The organism is Sphingomonas sp. R-74633 (genome assembly GCF_013416555.1).
Lineage (GTDB): Bacteria > Pseudomonadota > Alphaproteobacteria > Sphingomonadales > Sphingomonadaceae > Sphingomonas.
This window is the reverse complement of record NZ_JACCFG010000005.1, coordinates 214,697-234,034: the sequence shown is the minus strand read 5'-3', so window position 1 is coordinate 234,034 and position 19,338 is coordinate 214,697. Positions and strand designations below refer to the sequence as shown.

Genomic DNA, 19,338 nt, shown 5'->3' with positions numbered 1-19,338 from the left:
TTGTCGAAACAGATGCCGCATTACCACCTGCCCGGAGCTTTGCGCTCCTGATGGCAAGCAAGTCCGAAGTGCTGGGGAGCCGGACGACTCGCCTGACCGATCTGACCGCTGCGATTGCGATGTTGCCGCGCTGGTCGATCCTGCTGTTCGCCGCCGTGGTCGTGCGCGCGCTGACCTTTGGAAATCCCGTCGTCCATGTCGACGAGGAATTCTATTTCGTCACGGCGCAGCAGATGCTCCACGGCGCGGTGCCTTTCGTCGACGTGTGGGACCGCAAGCCGGTCGGGCTGTTCCTGATCTATCTACTGCCCGCCGCCTTCGGCGTGCCGGCAGGGATCTGGATCTACCAGGCGATGGCGCTGGCCGCGGTGGTCGGCACCGCGCTGCTGATCCTGCGGCTGGCCGAAAAGGCCGGCTGGGGACGCGGCGGGCTGGTCGCCGCCCTGCTCTATCTGTTCATGATCAACTTCGCCGATGGCCAGGGCGGTCAGGCGCCGGTGTTCTACAATCTGCTGATGGCCTGGGCCGTGCTGCTCGTCGTGCCGAGCCCCAAGGATCGCAGCGACGACCACGCCCGTGTCCAGCGCGCGATGTTCGCGATGCTGATCGTCGGCGTGGCGATGCAGGTGAAATATTCGGTGGTGTTCGAGGCGATGTTCCTCGGCCTGTGGCTGATCTGGCGCGAGGTCAAGCTCGGCACCAGCACGGTGCACATCCTGCGCCGCGGCTGCCTATGGGCTTCGGCCGTGTGGCTGCCGACCTTCGTTGCCTGGGCGGTGTTCATCCTGCTCGGGCACGGCGATGCGTGGTTCTACGCCAATTTCGGCTCGATCGTCGATCGGTTGAGCGACCCGCCGATGGTGCTGCTGCGCGCATTCCTGAAGGTCGCGCTGATCCTGGGCGTGCTGCTGATCGTATCGGGCCTGTCGCGCCATGTGCCGGTGAAGGACCAAAGCGAGCACCCGGTGCGCGCCTTGCTGTTCGGCTGGCTGATCGCCGCCGTGATCGGGCTGCTCGTGTTCGGCAGCTGGTTCAACCATTACGCGCTGCCGGTGCTGCTGCCGGCGAGCCTGTGCTGCGCCGGCTATCTGGGCGGCACCGAGTTCGGCCGGAAATGGCTGGGCCCGGCGATGCTGCTCGCGGCATGCGGCGGCGGCGAATATACCGCTTGGAGCGCGATGTGGCACCGCGGCAATGCCGAGCAGCTCGACGCGCTCGCCGACGGCATCGGCCATGGCAGCGGCTGCATGTACGTCTATTCGGGCAACGCGATCCTCTACAGCTATACCAATCGCTGCGCGCTGACGCCGTGGATCTTTCCGAGCCACTTGTCGCGCGAGCGCGAAAATGGCGCGCTGGGCGTCGACCAGCTCGAGGAGATCGACCGCATCTTCGCGCAGAAGCCCGAGATCGTGGTGATGCGCCCGACCTATTTCGGTGAGCGGATGGAAGCACATCGGCTGACGGTGAAGCACATGGCCGAGATGGGCTATCGCCTGCGCGGCCGCTGGCCGCTCGGCGACCTGTTCATCTCGGTCTACGAGTTGCCCGCGGCCCGCAACGCGCCACCGCGCTTGGCTTCCAGCAGGCCTTCATAATAGGCCATCAGCTCGGCGGCGTGGTCGGCATCGCTGCGCACCCGGGCAGCGGCGTTGCGCGCAGCGTTGCGCAGCAAGGTCGGCTCGCGGGCAAACATCCGGCGGATCGCGTCGGCGGCCGAATAGGTATCGCGCGCGCGATAGGTCTCGGCGAACAGCGGTTCGGCGATCTCGGCGAACCCGCCCTCGTCGGGCCCGATCAGCGGCAGGCCCGAGGCGAGCGCTTCGGATGCGACCAGGCCGAAGGGCTCGGCGTCCGATCCATGGATCAGCGCATCGCAGCTCGCCATGATCCGCGAGAAGCGGACGCGGTCATAGACCGGGCGGAAGATCTTGATGTGCGGGCTACCGGCGATGCGCTGCTCGAGAGCGCCGCGCTGCGGGCCGTCGCCGATCAGCATCAGGCCGACGGGCAAGTCGTTCGCCGCCGCCTCGACTGCGTCGATCACCAGCGGCCAGCGCTTTTCCTTGTGGTGCCGGCCGAGGCCGAGCAGCAAATGCCCCTCGGGCGGCAGGCCGAGCTGCGCGAGCAGCGCCACGCGCAGCTTTTCGTCGCGCAGGTCGGGCGAGAACCAGTTGCGCTCGATCCCCAGCGGCATCGACGCATCGACATGCATCCCCCGGCGCCGGAAGCGCTTGGCGAGCGCCGGGCCGTTGGTGACCAGCGCATCATAATATTTGAGGAAGTCGTTCATGTAGCGCGTGTACCAGGCAAAAGCCTGCTCGACCTGGATCGGCGTGGCCACGCTATCCAGCCAGCGCTGCGGATAGGCACCGATCTGGTCGCCATGCGCGAAGAAGACTTTCACCGCGTCGCCCTGCCATTTGGCCACGGTCCAGGCCGGGCGCCAGGGCGAGCTGCACTCGACGATATCGGGCTTCAATTCGTCGAGCAGGTTCCAGATCGGCTCGTCGAGGACGAAGATGCCGTAATTGCGGTCGAGCACCAGCGGCGGCGCCTTGACCCAATAGATCTTGCCGCCGCCCGGGCGCTCCTCGATCGAGTTCTGCAGCGCGGGGGCGATGACGATCAGCTCATGGCCCATATCGGCCATGATCCCCATCTTGCGATCGAGATAGGTGCGCACACCTCCGCCCGTGGGCGAGTAGAACTCGTTGACGTCGACGATGCGCATGGGTCGCGCCCCTTTAGTCGTCGAGCGGACCAAAGCCGCCCAGGCCGCGCAGATATTGGGCCTTGATCGTGATCTGTCCACCACCGGCGCCGACATTGACCAGCGCCTGGCGCACCTTGGGACGGCTGCGGCCGAGCTTCTGATTGCTGGGGAACCCGGCGCCGTCTTCCCAGAAGTTGAACTTGTTCTTGCCGTCACGGTCATGCGTGAACAGCACCGCCCAGGTGCCGGCATAGGGCGCGCGGATGCAGAGGCGCACCGGGCCCGATTGCGGCACCGTCGCCCAGATCCGGCGGAACGGCTTGTTCTCCTTCTTGAGCGATGTGTCGTCGCGCAGGAAGTCTTCCTCGTTGGGCGGGTAAAGCTCGAGCTTCAGCCGGCCGGTGCGGTCCTTGAGACCGGCGACGTTGACGTAGAGCGACACGCCCGCACGGGTGGCGCAATTGCCGTCGACCGGGTCCTGCTGCGCGGCGGCAGGCGTCGCGGCCAGGGCGAGCGCCGTGGCGGCGGCTGCGATCAGGGGACGGATCATTGCTGCTTGTTCCTCGTGAGCAGGGCCTGGACGCTGAAGCCCCCGATCAGCGCGACGTGCGCAAGAAGCGTGAGGCCGGCGATCAGCGCCATCAGTTCGGACATGGCCGAGCCCTGGCCGATCACCACGCTGGTGATCGCGGCAAAGGCGGCTTCCTTGCTCGGCACCAGCGGCAGGCGCCAGACGAGCAGGCGGCCGGCGGCCATCATCAGCCACACGCCGATCGAGACGTTCGGCATCGCCAGATGCCAGGCGATCGAGACGAGCAGCGAGCCGGTGACGATGCGCGCGCAGTGGACGAGGAACACCCACCACAGCTCGCGGCGGGGCAACGAGAAGACACGCTTGGAGAAGATCAGGAACGGCACCGACATCAGCACCAGCACCGCGACCGAGCCGATCACGGCGAGCTTCCACGCCGGCGGCACCAGCCCGAGATAGAGCGGCAGGCCGACGATCATCATGATCAGCGTGATCGCATTGCCGGCGATTGCCGACAGGATCATAACGTCCTTCACGGCGCCAAAGGGCGCCGCGACCATCTGGGTGCGCTGCCGCGCCCAGGCGTAGAAATAGGCCTCGCCCGAATAGCCGAACAGCACTTCGTTCGAGATGCGCTTCTTGTGGAGCGCGGCGAGCCCGGCGAGCGGGATCTGCCAGAGGCGCTTGAAGATGACATAGTCGAAGGTCGGCGGGCCCACATAATAGAGCGCGAAGACCAGATAGAAGAGCGGGTTGGTCGGCAGGTTGCGATACAGGCCTGCCAGCCCCGAGCCGAACAGCTCGCGGCCCAGCGCCACGATCATGAGGAGAGTCAGCGCGCCGCCGACGATAGCCGGCCAGCGACGCTTGATCTTTTCGACGGGCTCCAGACCCGCAAGGTCGGGCGCGCCCGGGAGGGGGCCGGCCTCGACAACGCTCGTGTTCACCGAAGCCTCCAGACCTGGTTCATTCACCGAATCATATTCCGCAGCCCGAGAATTCGAGCGATTTCAGCATATTACCCGCGCTTTGCGGCGTTCAGCCCCCCAGATCACGCCAACGCGAAAATGGCTGGTGACAGCAGAATGCGGTTTATTGCGGGGGCGATTTGGGCCTAAGAGTGGCAATCCGCAAGGGCTTATGTTGCACTGCACCCAAAACAAAACGGCACAACACATCCTCACCTATGCCCAGCGACTGCAGGGCGGCGGGGTGGAGCGGGCGATGCTGCGCATGGCCGCGGGCTGGCTGCGCGAGGGGCGCCGGGTGACCTTGGTGCTGGGTTCGCGCGAGGGTCCGCTGGCCGCCGAGATCCCCGACGGCATCAACCTGATCGAGCTGGGCGATGCGCGTTATTCGGCGCTGCTGTCGCTGGCCAGCCATGTGCGGGCGGCGACGCCCGACCTGATCTTCTGCGCCGGCAACCACTATAGCGGGATCGCGGCGGCGACCCGGCTCAAGCTGGGGCGGAAATGCCCGCCGATCGTCGGCAAGGTCTCCAACGCACTGGTCCGTCCCGAGCTCTCGCCCGGCGCAGCGTGGCGCTATCGGCGCTGGCTGCGGCTGCATCCGCTGTTCCTCGACCATGTCGTGGCGATGACGCCGGCGATGGCGGCGGAGGCGGTGGCGGAGATGCGGATGCCGCCCGAGCGAGTGAGCGTGATCGCAAATCCGCCCGCCGCTTCGATCGCCGGCGCGGCGCCGGTGGCGGTGCCGGAGGGGCGCTATCTGATCGGGGTCGGCCGGCTCGAGCCGCAGAAGCGCTGGGACCGGCTGCTCGCCGCCCTGCCCCGGCTGGCGGACCCGGAAGTGAAACTCCTCCTGCTCGGCGAAGGTGGCGCGCGGGCGGCGCTGGAGGCGCAGGTCGCGGCCGTGGGGCTCGGCGACCGCGTGACAATGCCCGGCCATGCCGGCGACCCGCTGCCCGCGATCCGCGGCGCGGCGGTGGCGGTGCTGACCTCGGACTATGAAGGCGTGCCCGGCGTGCTGCGCGAGGCGCTGTCGGTCGGGACGCCGGTGGTCTCGACCGAATCGAGCGTGGCGGTGCGCGAGATCGTCCATGCGCCCGAACTGGGCACGGTGATCGCCCGCGAAGATGCAGACGGGCTGGTCGCAGCGCTCGACCATTGGTTAAGCGCCGATGCAGAGCGCCCCGCGCCGGTGGCGGCGGCGGGCAATCCGATCGCCGAATATCTCGCGCTGTTCGACCGGCTAGCGCAGGCGCAGACGCGCCCCTAGCCACAGCGTCCGCGGCATGGCGCGCTCGATCACGCCGGGACCGCTGACTCCCGCCTGCACCTCGGCATCGAAGATATTCTCGGCGCGCGCCTGGAGCGCGAAGCTGCGGGTGAGCGGCAGCGCGGCGGTGGCGTCGAGGGTGAAGGCCCCCTTCAGCACACGCGTGTTCTGGTCGTCCTCGAACTGCGGGCCGGCATAGCGCGCGGTGAGCGAGGCGCCGGCGTCGGCGTGCGCCCAGCCGAGCGTGGCGCTGGCCTGGTGCTTCGCGGTCTGCGCGGGGCGCAGCCCGTCGAGCGGCGCCGAAATGCCCAAGGCCCAGACGCGCGAATCGGTGAAGGCATAGGAAGCAGCGAGGCGCAGGTCGCCTGCGCTCCAGCTGCCGTCGAGCTCGACACCCTTCGCCGTGACCGCGTCGAGATTCTGGCGCTGGCGATAAAAGCCCGCTGCCGAGACCACGCCGACACCGGGGAAGGTGCCCGGCCCCTGCGCGATCGTCACATTGGCGATCGCGCCGGTCAGGCGGTTCCAATAGCCGGTGGCGCGGAAGGTCAGCGACGGCGCGGGGCGCCAGTCCGCACCGATCTCGGCACCGGTCAGCCGCTCCGGATCGAGCGCGGCATTGGCGGCGGTCGCGTCGGCGCCGACGCGAAACGGGCGGTAAAGCTCGTTGAGCGTCGGCAGGCGCCAGCCTGTGTAAGCAGCCGTGCGCAGCGTCACACTGCCCAGCCGGTACGCCGCGCCGGCGCGACCGGTGGCTTCCCAGCCATGGCGATCGGGGAAGCGGCTGTCGGTGAGCACCGGGCCGGGCGCGAGCGAGGTCTCGTGCAGCGACCCATTGGTGATGTCCCAATGGTCGAGCCGGCCGCCCAGGCTGAGCGTCAGCGGGCCGCTTTCATAGCTGGCATCGGCGAACCCGCCGAGCGTCAGGCTCTCGCCGCCCGCGACCCGGCGGCGCGTGGGGTTGCCGGCGGCATAGGTGAACAGTTCCTCGGTCTGGCCCGAGACACGGCGCAGGTCGCTGCCGAGGCGAAGCGTGACGCCGCCGCCGACCGGTGGGGCGATCTCGAGGCGCGCGCCGATGCCGGTGGCGGGCACGGCATATTGGTTGAGCGTCGGCGCGACGGTGGTGCGCATGTCGTTGACGCTGGCAAAACCCGAGGCGAAGCCGCGTGTCTGGAGATAGGCGAGCGCCGACCAGCCCCATTTTCCGCGCCCGACCAGGCGCAGGCTGGCATCGGCGCCTTCGCTCTTCACCTGGGTGAAATCGACGCCCCGGTCGCGGTGATCGGTGAAGGCCGAGAGATTGGCCTGGAGCTCGGTATCGCCGCCGAGATCGGTGACGGCGCGGATCGCGACGGCGGCCTGCTCATAGGGCGCGGGCCGATCTACCGGACCGCGATTCGCCTCGACGATCGGCGTGAAGCCATCGCCCCGGGCATATTGGCCGGCAAGTGTGACGAAGCCCTTGCCCAGGTTCGCCGCGCCGACGCCCGAGAGGTCGATGCTGTTGCGGCTGCCGTAGAGCGCGTCGAGATCGAGGCTGCCGAGCTGCGCCGGGACGCCGCTCTCCAGCTCGATCGTGCCGGCGAGCGCGCCCGGACCGGCATAGCCGCTGCCGCCGCCCCGGACGACGCGGGCCCCGGCGAGGCGATTCGGCAGATAGGCGGGGAAGGCGACCCAGCCGCCGAACGGATCGGCCTGGGGTACGCCGTCGAGCAGCAGCAGCGCGCGGCTCGACGCGTTGCCGCCAAGGCCGCGCAGGGTAACGCCCTGCGAAGTCGGGTGCGCCGAGCGCGAATCGGAGCGGCGGAACTGGGCGAGCCCGGCGGCATCGCGCAGCGCGTCCTCGAGCCTGCCGCTGGCGGTGCCGGCGATGCGGTCGCGGCCGATCGTCACCACGTCATAGGCGGCATCGCCCGGCGGAGCTTCGAGCCCGCGGCCGGTGACGACGATCTGGGCGTCGTCACCCTGATCCGCTTGCTGGTCCTGCGCGAAGGCGGGAGCGGCGAGCAGCAGGCCCGCCGCCAGCCCGGCCAGCCTCACTTGGGCGCCACGGCGTCGGGGTGGGCGGCGGCGAAGGCCGGCAGCCGGGTAGCGGCCGCGTCGATCGCGACGAGCCGGGGGAAGTTGGTGAGCGGCGTGTCGAAGCGGCGGGCGTTGTACATCTGGGGCACCAGGAAGAGGTCAGCGATACCGGGGGCGTCACCGCCAAGGAACGTACCGTCTCCGGCCATCGCCTCCAACGCTGTGAAGCCCTCCGCGATCCAGTGCCGCGTCCATTCGTTGCGGCCGTCTTCGTCGACGCCCATTTCCTTCAGCCGCCGCATCACCCGCAAATTGTTGAGCGGGTGGATGTCCGCCGCAACGACGAGCGCGCGGGCAATCGCGGCGGCGCGGGCGTCTGGAGCGGCAGGGATCAGCCGCGGCTCGGGATGCTGCGCATCGAGCCACTCGATGATCGCCAGACTCTGGGTGATCACCTTGCCGCCCACTTCGAGCGAGGGCACCAACCCTTGCGGATTGCGGGCAAGGTTGGCGGCGCTGCGCTGCTGGTTCTCGAGCAGCTTCACGTCGCGGCTCTCATAGGCGAGGCCCTTGAGGTTGAGCGCGATGCGGACGCGGTACGCCGCTGAGGAGCGGAAATAGTCGTAGAGGATCATGCCGCGCCTGTTGGTGGATCGAAATGGGGCGGATCGAGCTGCGCCGGCGCGTCCTGCTCATAGCCCTTGCGCAGCCGCGCGCGCCATTTGGGGCGCGGCCCATGTTCGGGAGAGGAGGCACGCGCGGCACGCTCGGCTTCGCTCTCCAGCGCGACCTTGATCATCGCGACGATCGGATCGGCAAGCGCCAGCCCGAGCACGCCGAACAAGGTGGAGGCGAGGATCTGCGATGAAAGCGTGAGCGCCGGCGGCATGTCGACGGTGCGCCGGGCGACCATCGGGATCACGACATAGCCGTCGAAATTCTGCACGCCGAAATAGATGATGATCGCCCAGATGCCGGTATCCTGCCCGGCGCTGAAGCCGACGGTGACCATCATCACGCCCGAGACGAAGGCGCCGATATTGGGGATGAAGGCTAGCACGCCGGTGATGATGCCGAGCAGCAGCGCCATCGGAACGCCGGCGATCATCAGGAAGAACCAGATCAGCACGCCCTCGACCAGCATGCCGAGCAGGCGGCCGGCGAGCAGGCGGCGCATCGTCGTCGCCATCCGGCCGATGGTCAGCGCGAACTGGTCGCGCGCGTCGCTGGGCACCAGCCATTGCAGCCCGCGCTCATAGATGCGCGGCTCAAGCGCCACGAACAGGCCGATGATGACGATCATCAGGAAGCTGGAGACCGCGCCGATCGCCGAGCCGACCGCCACGGTGAGCTTGCCGACCGACCCCAGCGCCTGCTGGATCAGCCCGGTCAGGTCGGAGCGGCCTGGCATCAGCCCGAGCTCGGCAACCCAGGCGGCGACCTTATTGGCCTGTACCTCGAGCGTGTGGCGCAGCTGCTCGGCCTGGGCCGAGATCTGGACGCCGGTCAAATAGAAGATGCCGCCGAAGAAGGCGATCACCAGCAGGATGACGATGACGATCCGGAGCGTGCGCGGGATCGGCAGGATGCGCCCGAGCAGGCGCGCGCCGCCGTCTAGCATCGAGGCGAAGACGAGGCCGCCGAAGATGATCAGCAGTGGCTGGATCAGCAGCACGATCAGCGCCACCGCGATCGCCATGCCGAACCACACGCTCGCCTTCTTGATCTCGGCGCGGACCATCGGATCGCGCAGCTCGTTCGGTCCCGGCTCCTGGACGACCTGGATCTTGTCGGAGGCGAGCGGATCACTCATCACTGGCTATCCCGTTGCGGATGGAGCGTGGTGCCGGCGCGGCCGGGGCGGAAGCTTTGCGGCCAGCTCAGCGGGTTCCAGCTGGCGCTGCCGTCGAGGCTGAAGGTGATGAACTCGGCGCGGCCGCCGATATTCTCCCACGGCACCGGACCGCCAAGGCCGTTCTGACTGAGCGGGAAGCGGCTGTCGGCCGAATTGTCGCGATTGTCGCCCATCAGGAACACCTTGCCCTGGGGCACGCGGATCTCGGGGTAATTGTCGCCGCGGCCCGGCCGGAAGCCGAGGTCGACCGTGTCGTAGGAGCGGCCATTGGGCAGCGTCTCGCGGAAGATCGGCAGGCGGCAAAACTGCTTGCCGCCGCGCGTGACGAGGAAGCCGGGATATTGCGCGGGGTCGCAGCGGCTATTGGCATCGACGGGGATGTAGCGATCTTCCATCGCACGCCGCGGGACCGCCTTGCCGTTCAGATAGACGATGCCGCCGCGCACGCCGATCGTGTCGCCGGGCAGGCCCATCACGCGCTTGATATAGTCAGTGTTGGTACCGGGCGGCGTGACGATCACCACGTCGCCGCGCTCCGGCAGCTTGCCGAGGATGCGGCCGGGCATATGCGGCAGGACGTGAAAGGTCGGGGTCACCCAGCTGAAGCCATAGGGATATTTGGTGACGACCAGCCGGTCGCCGACGAGCAGGCCGGGCAGCATCGATTCGCTAGGAATGAAGAAGGGCTTGGCGATCAGGCTGTGGAAGCCGAGCACGGCGAGCACGAGCCAGAGGATGCCGCGCGCCTCCGCCCACCAGTCGGTGCGCGGGCGGGCCTCTTCCTCATAGGCTTCGTGACCGAGTGCCAACTCGTCCGCCGCCATCAACCTTCCTTCACCGCCTCGATCATTACCATGGCGAACGCCCAGGGATGATCGTCCGTCAGCGTCAGATGCACCTTGGCGACGTGACCCTCGGGGGTGATGGCGTCAAGCCTCGCCTTCGCGCCGCCAGTCAAAGCCAAGGTAGGTGCCCCCGATGGCGCATTGACGACGCCGATGTCCTTCATGAACACGCCCGCCTTGAACCCGGTTCCCACTGCCTTGGAGAAGGCCTCCTTGGCGGCGAAGCGCTTGGCGAGGGTGGCGGCGTAATTGTGCGGGCGGGTCTTCGCCTTGGCGACCTCCAGCTCGGTGAAGCTGCGCTGCTCGAAACGTGTGCCGAAACGGTCCAGCGAGGCCTGGATGCGCTCGATATTGCAGAGGTCGGAGCCGAGGCCGAGGATCATAGGTTGAATGCCAGCAGAAGAAGATGTGCGACGAGCACGAGCAAGGGCGCGACGATAACCAGGGCCAGGCCCAGCCTCGGCCTGCGCCCATGGAGGCAGGCCCCGCCAAAGACCGTCGCCAGGCCGACACCAAGGCGCGGCAGCGACATCTCGAGGAAAACCCGGTCCCAGATCGCAAGGACTTCGGTGTCGATCTTGCTGAGCAGCATCCGCACCGGCGCGAGGCTCACGAGCGTCACCAGACAGGTGCTGGTCGCGGCGACGACAGCCAGCGCCGCCGGCTTCACCGGGCTTCGTCCATCAGCGCGCGCATCCGCTGGATGACCGGCGCGAGCCCGTCGAAGATCGCCTCGCCGATCAGGAAATGGCCGATGTTGAGTTCCATGATCTGCGGGATCGCGGCGATCGGAATGACATTGTCGAAGGTCAGGCCGTGGCCGGCATGCGGCTCGAGCCCGGCCTTGACCGCCAGCGCGGCGGCATCGGCGATGCGCTTGAGCTCGGTTTCGCGCGCCTGCTCTTCCAGCTCGCAATAGCGGCCGGTGTGGAGTTCGACGACCGGCGCGCCGAGGCGCAGTGCGGCGTCGATCTGGCGCGCGTCGGGCTCGATGAACAGCGAGACGCGGCTGCCATTCTCGCGCAGCTTCTCGACCATCGGCGCGAGGTGATTGTGCAGCCCGGCGGCGTCGAGCCCGCCCTCGGTGGTGCGCTCCTCGCGCTTCTCGGGAACGATGCACACCGCATGCGGGCGGTGACGCAGCGCGATCGCCAGCATCTCCTCGGTCGCCGCCATTTCGAGATTGAGCGGGACGGTGAGCTCGTCGACCAGCCGGGCGATATCCTCGTCGGTGATGTGGCGGCGGTCTTCGCGCAGATGCGCGGTGATGCCGTCGGCGCCGGCCTCGACTGCGAGCAAAGCCGCGCGGACCGGATCGGGATAGCCCGAGCCGCGCGCGTTGCGCACGGTGGCGACGTGATCGATGTTCACGCCCAGGCGGAGCTTGCCGGTCACCCTTCGCGCCTCCTTATGCGATGATCGCCCGGCTGCCGGGCTTGGTCGCGGGAATCGCGGCGAGCTCGGGCGGGAGCTGGTCGGCCGGATAGGCCGGCACATCCATCTTGAGCAGCGAGACCAGCGGCACGCCGACATCGGCGCTGCCGTTCGAACGATCGACGATGCAGGCGGCGCCGAGCAACTCGCCCGGATGCTTGCGGATCGCGGCGATGCATTCGCGCGACGAAAGCCCGGTGGTGACGATGTCCTCGACCATCACGACCCGGGCGCCTTCGGGAATCTCGAAGCCGCGGCGCAGCTGGAACTCGCCCTCCTCGCGCTCGACGAACACCGCCTTGCAGCCGAGAGCGCGCGCGGTTTCATAGCCGGGGATGATTCCGCCGATCGCTGGCGAGACGACGATGTCGACTTCACCGAATGCCTCGCGAATCAGCTTTCCTAGTGCACTGCACACACGTTCAGTACGCGCGGGGTCTTCGAAAATACGCATCTTTTGCAAGAAGATGGGCGAGCGAAGACCCGAAGAGAGAATGAAATGGCCTTCGAGCAACGCACCTGCAGCACGAAACTCGTCCAGAACTGCATTGCCTTCCAAGGTGTGCTCCATCGTCTTCGGGATCGTCGTTTTCCCTTAGGACCAGCGCCTATCGACCGCAACGCCCGATCAAAAAGGGTTGAGAATGGATGCGCGCCTCGTATACGCCAGTTGCACTGGGGGTAATCCTTTCCCAGCCCGGGGCTCTCGCGGAACAGGGTGAAAATTGACGATGCGCATGCTTGGGTTGACTTCGACTCTCCTGGCAGCGGGGCTGGCGTTTGCGATGCCGGCTTCGGCCCAGGAGCCTGTGACCAACACTGCGGCCCCGGCCGCCAGCACGGCCGCTCCGGCCCCGGCTGCGGCCGCTACGCCGGCCGTTGCCGATCCCACGCTCGATGCCAATGGCAAGCCGCTGACCAAGGCGGTTCCCGGCATCGGCCAGCCGACCGCCGACGCGTGGTGGCTGCAGGAGCAGGTAACGCCGACCGGGCGCGAGGCGCACTGGTTCCATAATTCGGTGCTCGTGCCGCTGATCACTGCGATCTCGGTGTTCGTGCTGCTGCTGCTGCTCGGCGTGATGTTCTTCTTCAGCCGTGCGCGGAACAAGACGCCGTCGAAGACGGCGCACAACACGACGATCGAGATCGTCTGGACGCTCGCGCCGGTGCTGATCCTGATCGCGATCGCGGTCCCCTCGATCCGCCTGCTCGCCGCGCAGTTCAAGCCGGCACCCAAGGAAGCGATCACCCTGAAGGCGATCGGCAACCAGTGGTTCTGGAGCTATGAATATCCGGACAATGGCGGCATCCAGCTGACCGCCAACATGCTCAAGGAGCAGAGCCAGGTCCCGGCCGGCCAGCGCTATCGCACCGACGCCGACGGTCCGCGCCTGCTCGCGACCGACACGCGCGTCGTGCTGCCGGTCGGCGTGCCGATCCGCCTGGTCACCACCGCGCAGGACGTGATCCACAGCTGGGCGGTCCCCGCCTTCTGGATCAAGCTCGACGCTGTGCCGGGCAAGCTCAACGAGACCAGCTTCACCATCGAGAAGCCAGGCCTCTATTTCGGCCAGTGCTCCGAGCTGTGCGGCGCGCGCCACGCCTATATGCCGATCGCAGTGGAAGCCGTGTCGCCGGCCGAATTCGCCCAGTGGGTGAAGTCGAAGGGCGGCACGATGCCGGCCGAGGTCGCGGCTGCTGCCGCCGCCGAGGCTGCGCAGAACGCCGCTGCGCCGGCTGCCGCGACCAATGCCGCCGCCGAACCGGCTGCCACCAACGAGACCGCGCCGGCCGCCAACGCCGCCGCCGGCAACACGACGGGCAAGTGAGACCATGACCGATATCGCCCTCCACGCGCATGACGACCATGCGCATGACCACCATGATGCCGATCACAAGCCGGGCTTCTTCGCCCGGTGGTTCATGTCGACGAACCACAAGGACATCGGCACCCTCTATCTGATCTTCGCGATCCTCGCCGGCATCATCGGCGGCGGCATCTCGGGCCTGATGCGCGCAGAGCTGATGCATCCGGGCATCCAGTATCTGCCGACCTGGCTGGCGATGCTGCACGGGCATGGCTCGTTCGATGACGCGATGCACTTCTGGAACGTGCTGATCACCGCGCACGGCCTGATCATGGTGTTCTTCATGGTCATGCCCGCGATGATCGGCGGCTTCGGCAACTGGTTCGTCCCGATCATGATCGGCGCGCCGGACATGGCGTTCCCGCGGATGAACAACATCTCGTTCTGGCTGCTGATCCCGGCCTTCCTGCTGCTGCTCGCCTCGCCGTTCGTCGGCATCGGCGCGGGCACCGGCTGGACGGTTTATGCACCGCTCTCCACTTATGGCGAGCCGGGGCCGTCGGTCGACATGGCGATCCTGTCGCTCCACCTTGCGGGCGCCAGCTCGATCCTGGGCGCGATCAACTTCATCACCACCATCTTCAACATGCGCGCGCCGGGCATGACCCTGCACAAGATGCCGCTGTTCGTGTGGTCGGTGCTGATCACCGCCTTCCTGCTGCTGCTGGCGCTGCCGGTGCTCGCCGCGGCGATCACGATGCTGCTGACCGACCGCAACTTCGGCACCGCCTTCTACGATCCGCAGTACGGCGGCGATCCGGTGCTCTACCAGCATCTGTTCTGGTTCTTCGGCCACCCCGAAGTGTACATCATGATCCTGCCGGGCTTCGGCATCGTCAGCCAGATCATCGCCACCTTCAGCCGCAAGCCTGTGTTCGGCTATCTCGGCATGGCCTATGCCATGGTCGCGATCGGCCTGGTCGGCTTCGTCGTGTGGGCGCACCACATGTTCACCACCGGCATGTCGGTGACGATCAAGATGTACTTCACCGCGGCGACCATGGTCATCGCGGTGCCGACCGGCGTGAAGATCTTCTCGTGGATCGCCACGATGTGGGGCGGCTCGATCAGCTTCAAGACCCCGATGGTCTGGGCGATCGGCTTCATCTTCATGTTCACCGTGGGCGGCGTGACCGGCGTCGTGCTCGCGAACGGTGGCGTCGACGATTACATGCAGGACACCTATTACGTCGTCGCGCACTTCCACTATGTGCTGTCGCTCGGCGCGGTGTTCTCGCTGTTCGCCGGCTTCTATTACTGGTTCCCGAAAATGTCGGGCCGGATGTACAGCGAGCTGCTCGGCCAGCTGCACTTCTGGATCTTCTTCATCGGCGTGAACGTGATGTTCTTCCCGATGCACTTCCTCGGCCTGCAGGGCATGCCGCGCCGCTATCCCGACTATCCCGATGCCTATGCGCATTGGAACATGGTCGCGACCGTGGGCTACATGATCATGGCCGCCTCGATGCTGATCTTCTTCGTCAACCTGGCCTGGTCGCTGTTCGCCGGCCGCAAGGCCGAGGGTAATCCCTGGGGCGAAGGCGCGACGACGCTCGAATGGACGCTGTCGAGCCCGCCGCCGTTCCACCAGTTCGAGACGCTGCCGGTCATCGAGGACGGGCATCACCACTGAGCTGGGCCGAAAGGCAGAATGAAAAGCGCCCCGGGAGGAAACTTCCGGGGCGCTTTTCATGTCCGGCTTCGTCGTGCCGAGGTCGGTCCTGGTCGCAGGCTGGCTGCCGGTTCATCGTAGCGACAGATGCGCTACCGAAATGAATTGCGGACCAAGGGAGGCCCAAGATGAAGTTCCTGCTCTGCGCGCTTGCGCTCACCCTCGCCATACCTGCCGCCGAAGCGCAGCAGGCGGCCGCACCCGATGCGGTGATCCAGATGAAACCATGGCGCACGCGCTGGGCGCTGGAAGCGGAGATCGCCGGCAAGAAGGGACTCTATCTGTTCGACACCGGCGCCGGGATCACCCTGGTCTCGCGCGACACCGCGATGCGCGCCGGCTGCGAACCCTGGGGCCGCGCCACCGGCTACAACATGATGGGCACGCGCTTCGATGGCCCCCACTGCGGCGAGGCAATTGCGATCACCGTCGGCGGGATCACTGCCCGGCCGCCAATGACCGGGCTGATCGACATGGCCGCGAACAATCCGAAGGACGCCGCGCTCGACGGGATCATCGGGCTGAACCTGTTCGAAGGGCGCACGGTGACGCTCGATTTCGCCGCCGGGACGATGACGCTCGAATCGGAAGCGAGCCGCGCCGCGCGCATCGCCGGGATGCAGCCGCTGCGCATCCGGCTGAAGCGCGAGCTCGACGGCTCGGCGCTCGCAGTGATGGCGGCGGTACCGACCAGGAAGGGCGCGCTGTGGCTCGAACTCGATTCGGGTAATGGTGGCACCGTGCTCGTCTCCAAGCCGGTCGCCGAACTGCTGGGCATGGACGCCAAGATCGAAGGCAAGCAGCCCGCCGATTTCGAAGTGTTGGGTAACATCCGCGCGACCACCGCCGATGCCTTCACGCCCGACATGATCATGGACGGCAATCTGGGCATGCCGTTCCTGCGCAACTGGGTGGTGACGCTCGACCTGGCGCGTGGGCTCGCCTGGATCGGCAAACCGCCGGTGCCGCCTAGGCCCGCCGTCCCGCTCGACCAGGCAGTGAAGCATTGATCGGCGGACTGGCGCGCCGCTAGCTCCATATCCTGCGACACGCACGAAGCCGGGCGGCGCAACCGTGCCGCCTCCCCCGCGAGCGCCGATCCTCAGGCGTTGCGCATAATCAGGGTGATCAGCACGGCGGAGATGGCCAGCATGCCACCCCCGACGAACGCGACGTCCCAGCGCTGCTGATCCACGCCGACGAACAGCCGAAGCGCGCCGTTGATCAACAGCGGCACGGCAAGAAGCCCGATGCCTGCCAGTATCCCAGCCCGCATCGTGCGAATCTGAATCCAGATCCGCGCGATATCCTTGCGCATCGAGAAGGAGGCCAGGCCGCTGTGCCACACCAGCCAGCCGATGATGCAGACGAACAGCGCAAGCACCAGGAACAGCGTTGCGGCCGCGACGACGAAATAGAACAACGCGTATCGCAAATCCGCCCCCTCTCAGGGGAGACTATCCGACGCCGTCCGCTATGGCAAAGCGTCCACTTCCCCCCGCGCGCCCGCGCCTCTATAGCGGCCGCACGATCATGAGCACTTCCGCAGCAACCGTTTCGCTTCCCGCCGAATGGCGTGATTTCCTTGCGCTGACCAAGCCGCGGGTGATGACGCTCGTCGTCTTCACCGGGCTGTGCGGCATGCTCGCCGCGCCGGTGCCGATCCATCCGGTGCTCGGCTTCACCGCGATCCTGTGCATCGCGCTGGGCGCGGGCGCGGCAGGCGCGCTCAACCAATGGTACGAGGCCGATCTCGACGCCAAGATGAAGCGGACGCAGAAGCGCCCGCTCCCCGCCGGGCGGATGGAGAAGCAGTCGGCGCTGCATTTCGGCGTAGGGCTGGCGGGCTTCAGCCTCGCGCTCATGTATTTCGCGATCAACCTGACCGCGACGCTGATCCTGGCCGTCTCGATCCTGTTCTATGTGTTCGTATATACGATCTGGCTCAAACGCCGGACGCCGCAGAACATCGTGATCGGCGGCGCGGCCGGCGCCTTTCCGCCGATGATCGGCTGGGCGGCGGCAACCGGCGACGTGACCACGCTGCCGCTGCTGCTCTTCGCGCTGATCTTCCTGTGGACGCCGCCGCATTTCTGGGCGCTCGCGCTGTTCGTGAAGACCGATTACGCCAATGCCGGCGTGCCGATGCTGCCGGTGGTGGCGGGCGAGCGCTCGACGCGGATCCAGATCGGGCTCTACACCATCCCGATGGTCCTGTGCGCCGCGGCACCCTGGCCGCTCGGCCTTGCGGGTCCGATCTATGGGATCGTCGCCGCGGTGATGTCGGGCCTGTTCCTCGCCATGGCGCTGCAGGTGGCGATCCGCCGCTCCGAGCCGAACGACACGATGGCGCCCGAGAAGCGGCTGTTCAAATATTCGATCCTCTATCTCTTCATTGTATTCGGCGCGCTCGTCGTCGACAGGTGGTTCGCATGACCGATGATCTGATCCAGGCCCCGCCGGCCGCACCCACGCCGCTCGAGGAGACCGAGCTGGTCCGCGCCCGCCAGCGCAGCCGCGCCACCGTGATGGCGGTGCTGCTCGGGCTGTTCGTGGTGCTCGTCTTCGCCATCTCGATCGTGAAGATCCAGCTGGGCCACGGCTGATGAACTGGCCGAGCCAGAACCTGCGCGTCGCGATCCTCGCCGGCATCGGCGTGTGTTCGATGACCGGGCTCGGTTTCGCGGCAGTGCCGCTCTACCGGCTGTTCTGCGAATCGACCGGCCTCAACGGCACCACCCAGCGCGGCATCCGTGCACCGGGCAGCGTCGGCCAGAAGATCACGATCGCCTTCGACTCCAATGTCGCCAAGGGCATCCCCTGGAAGTTCGAGCCCGAGCGGCGCGAGGACGTGATCGACATTGGCGGACGCGACATGGCGTTCTTCAAGGCGACCAACACCTCCGATCATGAAGTGACCGGCACCGCGACGTTCAACGTCACGCCCGTCTTCATCGGCAAGTATTTCACCAAGATCCAGTGCTTCTGCTTCACCCAGCAGACGCTGAAGCCGGGCGAGACGGTACGCATGCCGGTGATTTTCTATGTCGACCCGAAGATCCTCGACGATCCGGACGCGCGCGACGTGCAGGAGATCACGCTCTCCTACACCTTCTACCCCGCCGAATCGCCGGCAATCGCCGCCGCTGCCGCCAAGGCGCACTGAGCCCGGAACAGGGTTGTTGCGGGAAGCGAATTGGCACCGTAAAGCTTTGGCAAAAGCATAGGACAGGGACGATCGATGGCCGGGGCAAAGAACCACCAATACCATATCCTTCCGCCCAGCATCTGGCCGCTCTTCGGCGCGTTCTCGGCGCTGGTGCTGGCCTCGGGCGGCATCATGGTGATGCACAAATATCCGAGCGCCTATCTTGTGCTGTTCGCCGGCATTGCGCTGGTGGTGACCACAATGTTCGGCTGGTGGAGCAAGGTGATCCAGGAAGCGCATGCCGGCGATCACACGCCGATCGTGCAGCTCCATCTGCGCTACGGCATGATCCTGTTCATCGCTTCGGAAGTGATGTTCTTCGTCGGCTGGTTCTGGGCCTGGTTCGATTTCTCGCTCTTCCCCTCGCACGTCGAGGCGATCGGCGGCACCTGGCCGCCCAAGGGCCTGGAAGTGCTGAACGCGTGGGAATTCCCGCTGCTCAACACGCTGATCCTGCTCTGCTCGGGCACCACCGTGACTTGGGCGCATCACGGCCTGATCCACAATCAGCGCGGCGGCGCGATGAAGGGCTTTTGGGGCCTGCTCGGCGTGGGCGAGGACGATGTGGTCAAGAAGGGCCTGTGGCTCACCGTGGTCCTCGGCCTGCTGTTCACCAGCCTCCAGGCCTATGAATATATCAACGCACCCTTCAGCTTCCGCGCCGACGGCACGCCGCTGAGCGGCCATGGCACGATGCCGGGCACCAGCTATGGCGGTGCCTTTTTCATGGCGACCGGCTTCCACGGCTTCCACGTGATCGTCGGCACGATCTTCCTGATCGTGAACCTGGTGCGCGCGTACAAGGGCGACTTCACCCCGAAGCAGCATTTCGGCTTCGAGGCGGCGGCCTGGTACTGGCACTTCGTCGACGTGGTGTGGCTCTTCCTCTTCGCCTCGATCTATGTCTGGGGCGGCTGGGGTGCACCGGTCCACGCCGGCTGAGCG

At 66.9% G+C, this 19,338-nt stretch carries 21 protein-coding genes; 9 read left to right on the top strand and 12 right to left on the bottom strand.

What is annotated here, in order from left to right:
• Nucleotides 1–50: 50 nt before the first annotated feature.
• Nucleotides 51–1,598 carry a glycosyltransferase family 39 protein gene (locus HZY97_RS17215; protein ID WP_180146645.1) on the top strand — a complete coding sequence of 516 codons (1,548 nt, stop codon included), beginning with the start codon at nt 51–53 and terminating at the stop codon, nt 1,596–1,598.
• Here HZY97_RS17215 and HZY97_RS17210 read toward each other — a convergent pair.
• Genes HZY97_RS17210 through HZY97_RS17200 form a run of 3 tightly spaced genes read right to left on the bottom strand, consistent with a single transcriptional unit; the run spans nt 1,538 to nt 4,195 of the window.
• Complete coding sequence (locus tag HZY97_RS17210) at nt 1,538–2,734, bottom strand: glycosyltransferase (protein WP_180146641.1); 1,197 nt, start codon at nt 2,732–2,734, stop codon at nt 1,538–1,540. The genes HZY97_RS17215 and HZY97_RS17210 overlap by 61 nt on opposite strands.
• 13 nt (nt 2,735–2,747) lie before the next feature.
• Nucleotides 2,748–3,266 (bottom strand): DUF2141 domain-containing protein, encoded by a 519-nt coding sequence (locus tag HZY97_RS17205; RefSeq protein ID WP_180146638.1) that lies wholly within the window; start codon nt 3,264–3,266, stop codon nt 2,748–2,750.
• Nucleotides 3,263–4,195 carry a hypothetical protein gene (locus tag HZY97_RS17200; RefSeq protein WP_180146635.1) on the bottom strand — a complete coding sequence of 311 codons (933 nt, stop codon included), beginning with the start codon at nt 4,193–4,195 and terminating at the stop codon, nt 3,263–3,265. Before HZY97_RS17200 ends, HZY97_RS17205 begins: the two co-directional genes overlap by 4 nt.
• Nucleotides 4,196–4,388: 193 nt before the next feature.
• On the opposite strand from HZY97_RS17200, the gene HZY97_RS17195 reads away from it, so the two are divergent.
• The gene (locus tag HZY97_RS17195) at nt 4,389–5,486 is read left to right on the top strand and encodes a glycosyltransferase (protein ID WP_180146631.1); all 1,098 of its coding nucleotides are present in this window, start codon (nt 4,389–4,391) and stop codon (nt 5,484–5,486) included.
• On the opposite strand, the gene HZY97_RS17190 is transcribed toward HZY97_RS17195, so the two are convergent.
• The 8 genes from HZY97_RS17190 to pyrE are packed head-to-tail and all read right to left on the bottom strand — an operon-like array spanning nt 5,460 to nt 12,216.
• Complete coding sequence (locus HZY97_RS17190) at nt 5,460–7,529, bottom strand: TonB-dependent receptor (RefSeq protein WP_373684412.1); 2,070 nt, start codon at nt 7,527–7,529, stop codon at nt 5,460–5,462. The genes HZY97_RS17195 and HZY97_RS17190 overlap by 27 nt on opposite strands.
• On the bottom strand, nt 7,526–8,146 hold the full coding sequence (maiA, locus tag HZY97_RS17185; protein WP_180146628.1) for a maleylacetoacetate isomerase: 621 nt from the start codon (nt 8,144–8,146) through the stop codon (nt 7,526–7,528). The genes HZY97_RS17190 and maiA overlap by 4 nt, the downstream gene beginning before the upstream one ends.
• Entirely contained in the window at nt 8,143–9,324 is a 1,182-nt protein-coding gene (locus HZY97_RS17180; RefSeq protein WP_180146624.1) for an AI-2E family transporter, read from the bottom strand. Before HZY97_RS17180 ends, maiA begins: the two co-directional genes overlap by 4 nt.
• Nucleotides 9,324–10,190 carry a signal peptidase I gene (lepB, locus tag HZY97_RS17175; RefSeq protein ID WP_180146619.1) on the bottom strand — a complete coding sequence of 289 codons (867 nt, stop codon included), beginning with the start codon at nt 10,188–10,190 and terminating at the stop codon, nt 9,324–9,326. The genes HZY97_RS17180 and lepB overlap by 1 nt, the downstream gene beginning before the upstream one ends.
• Nucleotides 10,190–10,594, bottom strand: coding sequence for a holo-ACP synthase (acpS, locus tag HZY97_RS17170; RefSeq protein ID WP_180146616.1), 405 nt, complete (start codon nt 10,592–10,594; stop codon nt 10,190–10,192). Before acpS ends, lepB begins: the two co-directional genes overlap by 1 nt.
• Nucleotides 10,591–10,881 carry a hypothetical protein gene (locus tag HZY97_RS17165; protein ID WP_180146613.1) on the bottom strand — a complete coding sequence of 97 codons (291 nt, stop codon included), beginning with the start codon at nt 10,879–10,881 and terminating at the stop codon, nt 10,591–10,593. Before HZY97_RS17165 ends, acpS begins: the two co-directional genes overlap by 4 nt.
• A complete protein-coding gene (locus HZY97_RS17160; protein ID WP_180146610.1) occupies nt 10,878–11,606 on the bottom strand; it encodes a pyridoxine 5'-phosphate synthase in 729 nt (242 codons plus the stop codon). The genes HZY97_RS17165 and HZY97_RS17160 overlap by 4 nt, the downstream gene beginning before the upstream one ends.
• 13 nt (nt 11,607–11,619) lie before the next feature.
• Nucleotides 11,620–12,216, bottom strand: coding sequence for an orotate phosphoribosyltransferase (gene pyrE, locus HZY97_RS17155; protein WP_218943130.1), 597 nt, complete (start codon nt 12,214–12,216; stop codon nt 11,620–11,622).
• 160 nt (nt 12,217–12,376) lie between these two features.
• Between pyrE and coxB the strand changes: the two genes are divergently transcribed.
• The 3 genes from coxB to HZY97_RS17140 all read left to right on the top strand — a co-directional run bounded on the left by coxB (nt 12,377) and on the right by HZY97_RS17140 (nt 16,195).
• On the top strand, nt 12,377–13,474 hold the full coding sequence (gene coxB, locus HZY97_RS17150) for a cytochrome c oxidase subunit II (protein WP_180147480.1): 1,098 nt from the start codon (nt 12,377–12,379) through the stop codon (nt 13,472–13,474).
• 4 nt (nt 13,475–13,478) lie between these two features.
• Nucleotides 13,479–15,146 (top strand): cytochrome c oxidase subunit I, encoded by a 1,668-nt coding sequence (gene ctaD, locus HZY97_RS17145; protein ID WP_180146603.1) that lies wholly within the window; start codon nt 13,479–13,481, stop codon nt 15,144–15,146.
• A 167-nt stretch (nt 15,147–15,313) separates the two neighbouring features.
• The gene (locus HZY97_RS17140) at nt 15,314–16,195 is read left to right on the top strand and encodes an aspartyl protease family protein (RefSeq protein WP_180146600.1); all 882 of its coding nucleotides are present in this window, start codon (nt 15,314–15,316) and stop codon (nt 16,193–16,195) included.
• Nucleotides 16,196–16,287: 92 nt separating this feature from the next.
• On the opposite strand, the gene HZY97_RS17135 is transcribed toward HZY97_RS17140, so the two are convergent.
• A complete protein-coding gene (locus tag HZY97_RS17135) occupies nt 16,288–16,608 on the bottom strand; it encodes a hypothetical protein (RefSeq protein ID WP_180146597.1) in 321 nt (106 codons plus the stop codon).
• 110 nt (nt 16,609–16,718) lie between these two features.
• Here HZY97_RS17135 and HZY97_RS17130 point away from each other — a divergent pair, with 110 nt between their 5' ends.
• The 4 genes from HZY97_RS17130 (at nt 16,719) to HZY97_RS17115 (ending at nt 19,335) form a co-directional block, all read left to right on the top strand.
• Nucleotides 16,719–17,621, top strand: coding sequence for a heme o synthase (locus tag HZY97_RS17130; protein WP_180146593.1), 903 nt, complete (start codon nt 16,719–16,721; stop codon nt 17,619–17,621).
• Complete coding sequence (locus tag HZY97_RS17125; protein WP_180146590.1) at nt 17,618–17,791, top strand: hypothetical protein; 174 nt, start codon at nt 17,618–17,620, stop codon at nt 17,789–17,791. The genes HZY97_RS17130 and HZY97_RS17125 overlap by 4 nt, the downstream gene beginning before the upstream one ends.
• On the top strand, nt 17,791–18,351 hold the full coding sequence (locus HZY97_RS17120) for a cytochrome c oxidase assembly protein (RefSeq protein ID WP_180146587.1): 561 nt from the start codon (nt 17,791–17,793) through the stop codon (nt 18,349–18,351). The genes HZY97_RS17125 and HZY97_RS17120 overlap by 1 nt, the downstream gene beginning before the upstream one ends.
• A 75-nt stretch (nt 18,352–18,426) precedes the next feature.
• On the top strand, nt 18,427–19,335 hold the full coding sequence (locus HZY97_RS17115) for a cytochrome c oxidase subunit 3 (RefSeq protein ID WP_180146584.1): 909 nt from the start codon (nt 18,427–18,429) through the stop codon (nt 19,333–19,335).
• The last annotated feature ends 3 nt before the right edge of the window (nt 19,336–19,338 follow it).

What these genes read in the sequence shown, in the direction of transcription:
- HZY97_RS17210 (WP_180146641.1), bottom strand. Translation starts at nt 2,734, where the DNA reads ATGCGCATCGTCGACGTCAACGAGTTCTACTCGCCCACGGGCGGAGGT.
- HZY97_RS17180 (WP_180146624.1), bottom strand. Translation starts at nt 9,324, where the DNA reads ATGAGTGATCCGCTCGCCTCCGACAAGATCCAGGTCGTCCAGGAGCCG.
- maiA (WP_180146628.1), bottom strand. Translation starts at nt 8,146, where the DNA reads ATGATCCTCTACGACTATTTCCGCTCCTCAGCGGCGTACCGCGTCCGC.
- HZY97_RS17115 (WP_180146584.1), top strand. Translation starts at nt 18,427, where the DNA reads ATGGCCGGGGCAAAGAACCACCAATACCATATCCTTCCGCCCAGCATC.
- HZY97_RS17120 (WP_180146587.1), top strand. Translation starts at nt 17,791, where the DNA reads ATGAACTGGCCGAGCCAGAACCTGCGCGTCGCGATCCTCGCCGGCATC.
- HZY97_RS17195 (WP_180146631.1), top strand. Translation starts at nt 4,389, where the DNA reads ATGTTGCACTGCACCCAAAACAAAACGGCACAACACATCCTCACCTAT.
- HZY97_RS17215 (WP_180146645.1), top strand. Translation starts at nt 51, where the DNA reads ATGGCAAGCAAGTCCGAAGTGCTGGGGAGCCGGACGACTCGCCTGACC.
- HZY97_RS17140 (WP_180146600.1), top strand. Translation starts at nt 15,314, where the DNA reads ATGAAGTTCCTGCTCTGCGCGCTTGCGCTCACCCTCGCCATACCTGCC.
- pyrE (WP_218943130.1), bottom strand. Translation starts at nt 12,216, where the DNA reads ATGGAGCACACCTTGGAAGGCAATGCAGTTCTGGACGAGTTTCGTGCT.
- ctaD (WP_180146603.1), top strand. Translation starts at nt 13,479, where the DNA reads ATGACCGATATCGCCCTCCACGCGCATGACGACCATGCGCATGACCAC.
- acpS (WP_180146616.1), bottom strand. Translation starts at nt 10,594, where the DNA reads ATGATCCTCGGCCTCGGCTCCGACCTCTGCAATATCGAGCGCATCCAG.
- lepB (WP_180146619.1), bottom strand. Translation starts at nt 10,190, where the DNA reads ATGGCGGCGGACGAGTTGGCACTCGGTCACGAAGCCTATGAGGAAGAG.
- HZY97_RS17205 (WP_180146638.1), bottom strand. Translation starts at nt 3,266, where the DNA reads ATGATCCGTCCCCTGATCGCAGCCGCCGCCACGGCGCTCGCCCTGGCC.
- HZY97_RS17130 (WP_180146593.1), top strand. Translation starts at nt 16,719, where the DNA reads ATGAGCACTTCCGCAGCAACCGTTTCGCTTCCCGCCGAATGGCGTGAT.
- HZY97_RS17125 (WP_180146590.1), top strand. Translation starts at nt 17,618, where the DNA reads ATGACCGATGATCTGATCCAGGCCCCGCCGGCCGCACCCACGCCGCTC.
- coxB (WP_180147480.1), top strand. Translation starts at nt 12,377, where the DNA reads ATGCGCATGCTTGGGTTGACTTCGACTCTCCTGGCAGCGGGGCTGGCG.